Raw genomic sequence first — 4,485 nt, 5'->3', positions numbered from 1 at the left:
CGGATTTCGCTGGTGCCGGCGCCGATCTCGTAGAGCTTGGCGTCGCGCAGCAGGCGGCCGGTCGGATAGTCGTTGATGTAGCCATTGCCGCCAAGCAGCTGGATGGCGTCGAGCGCCATCAGCGTCGCCTTCTCGGCGGCGAACAGCACGCAGCCGGCGGCATCCTTGCGTGTCGTCTGGCCGCGGTCGCAGGCGGCGGCAACGGCATAGACATAGGCGCGCGCGGCGTTCATCACCGTGTACATGTCGGCCAGCTTGCCCTGCACCAGCTGAAACTCGCCGATCGCCTGGCCGAACTGCTTGCGCTCATGCACATAGGGGATCGCCACGTCGAGGCATGCCGCCATCAGGCCGATCGGGCCGCCGGCAAGCACGGTGCGTTCATAGTCAAGGCCCGACATCAGCACCTCGACGCCGCGCCCTTCCTCATGCAGCACGTTTTCGAACGGCACTTCGACATCCGAAAAAACCAGTTCGCCGGTGTTGGAGCCGCGCATGCCGAGCTTGTCGAGCTTTTGCGCCACGGAAAACCCGGCCATCGCTTTCTCGACGATGAAGGCGGTGATGCCGCGCGATTTCAGGTCCGGGTCGGTCTTGGCGTAGACGACCAGGGTCTCGGCGTCAGGCCCGTTGGTGATCCACATCTTGGTGCCGTTGAGCACGTAGCGGTCGTTGCGCTTTTCGGCACGCAGTTTGAGCGAGACGACGTCCGAGCCGGCGCCGGGTTCCGACATCGCCAGCGCGCCGACCCGCTCACCCGAGCACAGTGGCGGCAGGAATTTTTCCTTCTGCGCCGTTGTCGCCCAGCGGTTGATCTGGTTGACGCAGAGATTGGAATGAGCACCATAGGAGAGGCCGACCGAGGCCGAAGCGCGCGAGATTTCCTCGACGGCGATCACATGCGCGAGATAGCCCATGCCGCTGCCGCCGAAATCGGGATCGGCCGTGATGCCGAGCAGGCCGAGCGCACCGAGTTCACCCCACAGATGCGCCGGAAATTCGTTCGAGCGATCGATGTCGGCGGCGATCGGAGCGATCCGGTCCTGGGCGAAGCGCCGCACCAAGTCGCGCAGCGCCTCGATCTCCTCGTCATGCCCGAAGCTGAGTGTGTTCGTGTACATGCCGTTCCTCCCTGCGCATGACCCCGAAAATCGACTTTGATTTTCGGAAAGGGATCATGCGCAAAATCAAAATGCTACAGCGTCCTTTGCGCGTCCGAAGGGACGCGCGGCGCTGTAGGTGCCGATCCTCGCGCCAACCAGGCGCATTGTCATTGAAAGATATGTCGCCGTGACTTCGGCGATCGATAGCCGCTCGCCCGGCCGAAACCAGACGATGACGCCAGTCATCATCTGGATCAGTGCCATGGCGGTCAGCCCGGTGTCGTCGATGCTGAAGGTGCCCGTCTCGGCGCCATCGCGTAAAATAGTGCGCAGTTCCTTTTCGTAGGCAGTGCGCATGCGCAGGATCTGCGTCAGCCGTTCGGGCGACAGGCTGCGCAATTCCATGTTCGACACATGCGTGGCGTGCCGTCGCTCGATATGAAAGGCGATGTGATTGCGCACATAGGCCGAGAGCAGTTGCGCCGAATCTGCGTCCGCCGGGCGGGCTGCTTCCCATGCTGTGGCCAGACCCTCCATGTGCTCGCGCATCAGCGTGAACAGAAGCTCTTCCTTGGTTGGAAAATAGCGGTAGAGCGCGGCCGCCTGGACGCCGACCTCGGCGGCAAGCTGGCGCATCGACATTGCTTCGTAGCCAAACCGCGCGATGAGGTTGACCGCCGCCCCACGGATGGTCGCTTCGGTCTTTTCGCCATCGGATCCGGTCGTGCGCGCCATGTCAGCTCCTCTGTGGAGTGATAATAAAACGAACGTTCGATTAATTCAAGGCGGCGCGCTCAGGCAATGATCCTGAACCCGACAAGAGCGTGTTGTGTTGCCAGGTCGTCGACGTCGACCCTGGAAACCGAAGCCCCGGACGGCCCTTTCCAGAGGCGCTCGATCATTGTCGAGACCGCCTCATCGAGCCCAGCGATCTGGGCCGTTACAGACCCATCCGCCTCATTGCGGACCCAGCCCGCAAGGCCAAGGCTCGTGGCCTGATCCCGAGCCCAGGCCCTGAAGCCGACGCCTTGCACATTGCCGTAGACCCGCGTCAGCACTTCCCTGCGACGATCAGCCATTAATCTCTCCAAAGCCTGTCTCGTTTTGAATCTGGCGCATGGCGTGAGGAATGCAACCTGGGAAGGGCGCGGGCGCAATGGCTGGGCTCTCTGGCTCGAAATTTATTTGACTCCGTCCACTAATTTTGGAAAATACGGCTGCCTCAGGAGTGGCTGCGGATGTTGGACGAACGCAACGCATTGGTGGCCGATATCAGGCGCTTCAATCGTTTCTACACGCGCACCGTCGGCCTTCTCGACGAGACGCTGACACAAAGTGCATTCACTTTGACCGAGGCGCGCGTGCTGTTCGAACTGGGTCACCGCAGCAACCCGGCTTCCGCCGAAATCGCGGGCGAGCGAGGTTTCCTGGCTGGTGCTTTTCGGCTGGAGAATGGCCCGGCGGCCTCCGAAATATCAAGACAGTTGCGTGTCGATGCCGCCTATCTGACGCGGATCCTGCGCAAGTTCGCGGGCCAGGGGCTGACCGAGGCCAGAACGGACCCGGCTGACCGGCGCCGAAGGGTCCTCTCGCTGACCTCACGAGGCGAGGCAGCGCTTGCCAGACTGCAGGCGGCGGCCGATCGGGACACGGCGCGGCTGATCGAAAGCGTCCCCGACGACAGGTCGCATGAACTGCGCAGCGCCTTGCGCAAGGCGGGGGAATTGCTGGGCGATCCCACCGGTGACAGCAGCGAGGTGACGTTGCGGCCGCATCGCGTCGGCGATGTCGGCTGGGTCGTGCAGCGCCAGGCCCAACTCTATGCCGAGGAATATGGCTGGACGATCGAGTTCGAGGCCATGCTCGCCGAGATCGGCGCCGATTTCATTCGCAATTTCGTGCCCGGCCGCAATTTCTGCTGGATCGCAGAGCGCGGTGGTGAGCCGGTTGGCGCGGTGTTCCTGGTTCATCAGGACGACGAAGTGGCCAAGCTGAGAATGCTGCATGTCGAGTCGTCGGCGCGCGGCCTCGGCATCGGCAAACGACTGGTCGCGGAATGCGTTAACCAGGCCCGGGCTTGCGGCTACGCCAAGCTGGTGCTGTGGACCAACGACATCCTCGTCGCGGCGCGCGCGATCTACGAACGTGCCGGCTTCAGGCTGGTCTCGCAGGAGCACCACCACAGCTTCGGCAAGGATCTGACCGGCCAGACCTGGGAAATGAATTTGTAGCGTGCCTTGTGATTCTGGCTTGCCTACAACCGGATACTAGTTTCCCCGCGCTGCCGCCAAAGCGCCCGGAAGTTCATCGGCGAAGATGTCGAGTTCATGGTCGAGGCCGACGCTGACGCGAATGCAGCGGTCGAGCCGTGGCACCATGGGCTTGCGGATGAAGACGTCGCGTGACAGCAGACCTTGCAGAACTTTCAGCGCGAAAGCGCCATCGCCGCCGCAATCGATGGTGACGAAGTTGGTCGCCGACGCCAGCGGCTTCAGGCCATTTGCCTCGGCAATGCCTGCGATGTGTCGGCGGCCGGCCGCGACCCGCGCCACCACGCTTTGCAGATAGTCCTGATCGGCGAGCGCCTCGACGCCGGCGATCTGCGCCATGCGGCTGACGCCATAATGGTTGCGGATCTTCTCGAAGTCGCGGATCACCTGGGCCTCGGCGATCGCATAGCCGCAGCGTATGCCCGCCAGCCCGTACGCCTTCGAGAAGGTGCGCATGCGGATGACGTTTGGCCTGGAGATATCGATCGGCGGCATCGCCGAAGCCGGTCCGAGTTCGCCATAGGCCTCGTCGAGCACCAGCATGGTGGTTTGCGGCAGCGCCTCGATGAAGCGGATGATCTCGCTCGCCTCCCACCAACTGCCCATTGGATTGTCGGGGTTGGAGAGATAGACCAGCGGGGCCTTGTCCTTGCGCACCGCCGCCAGCAGGCCATCCAGGCTTTCCCGGTCGTTCTCGTAAGGGACCGTCACCAGCCGCCCGCCGACACCGGCAATGTGGAAGTTGAAGGTCGGGTAAGCGCCGAGCGACGTAACCACCGCGTCACCAGGCGCGACATACATGCGTGCCACCAGGCTGAGCAGGCCATCTATGCCTTCGCCGACAACGACGTTCTCGGCCTCTACGCCGTGATGCGCGGCCACCGCCACCTTCAGATCGTGATTGTCGGGATCGCAATACATCCACATGTCGCCGGCGATCTCGGCCATCCGGGCGGTGACGCGCGGCGAGGGACCAAAGCTGCTCTCATTGGCGCCGATGCGGGCGCGAAAAGCGCGGCCACGCTCGCGCTCCTGCGCTTCGGGGCCGACAAACGGCACCGTCGAGGGAAGCGCTGCGATGAGTGGCATGAGGGGAGGGCGCTGGTGCATGG

Annotated in this window: 5 protein-coding genes; 1 reads left to right on the top strand and 4 read right to left on the bottom strand. The window is 63.3% G+C overall.

Annotated features, from left to right (window positions below; all coding sequences use genetic code 11):
• The 3 genes from EOB49_RS33020 to EOB49_RS33010 all read right to left on the bottom strand — a co-directional run.
• Positions 1–1,121: isovaleryl-CoA dehydrogenase (locus EOB49_RS33020; RefSeq protein WP_164781901.1), on the bottom strand; the 1,121-nt coding region annotated here is incomplete at its 3' end.
• A 66-nt stretch (positions 1,122–1,187) separates the two neighbouring features.
• A complete protein-coding gene (locus EOB49_RS33015; RefSeq protein ID WP_127321262.1) occupies positions 1,188–1,838 on the bottom strand; it encodes a TetR/AcrR family transcriptional regulator in 651 nt (216 codons plus the stop codon).
• A gap of 59 nt (positions 1,839–1,897) precedes the next feature.
• The gene (locus EOB49_RS33010) at positions 1,898–2,182 is read right to left on the bottom strand and encodes an acylphosphatase (RefSeq protein ID WP_127383424.1); all 285 of its coding nucleotides are present in this window, start codon (positions 2,180–2,182) and stop codon (positions 1,898–1,900) included.
• A 159-nt stretch (positions 2,183–2,341) separates the two neighbouring features.
• Between EOB49_RS33010 and EOB49_RS33005 the strand changes: the two genes are divergently transcribed.
• Positions 2,342–3,334, top strand: coding sequence for a helix-turn-helix domain-containing GNAT family N-acetyltransferase (locus tag EOB49_RS33005; RefSeq protein WP_127383423.1), 993 nt, complete (start codon positions 2,342–2,344; stop codon positions 3,332–3,334).
• A 36-nt stretch (positions 3,335–3,370) separates the two neighbouring features.
• Here EOB49_RS33005 and EOB49_RS33000 read toward each other — a convergent pair whose 3' ends face one another.
• Entirely contained in the window at positions 3,371–4,483 is a 1,113-nt protein-coding gene (locus EOB49_RS33000) for a pyridoxal phosphate-dependent aminotransferase (protein ID WP_127383422.1), read from the bottom strand.
• Positions 4,484–4,485: the final 2 nt, after the last annotated feature.

Source organism: Mesorhizobium sp. M7A.F.Ca.MR.148.00.0.0 (assembly GCF_003997735.1).
In the GTDB taxonomy this organism is placed as follows: domain Bacteria; phylum Pseudomonadota; class Alphaproteobacteria; order Rhizobiales; family Rhizobiaceae; genus Mesorhizobium.
This window is presented reverse-complemented; position numbering and strand designations above follow the sequence as displayed.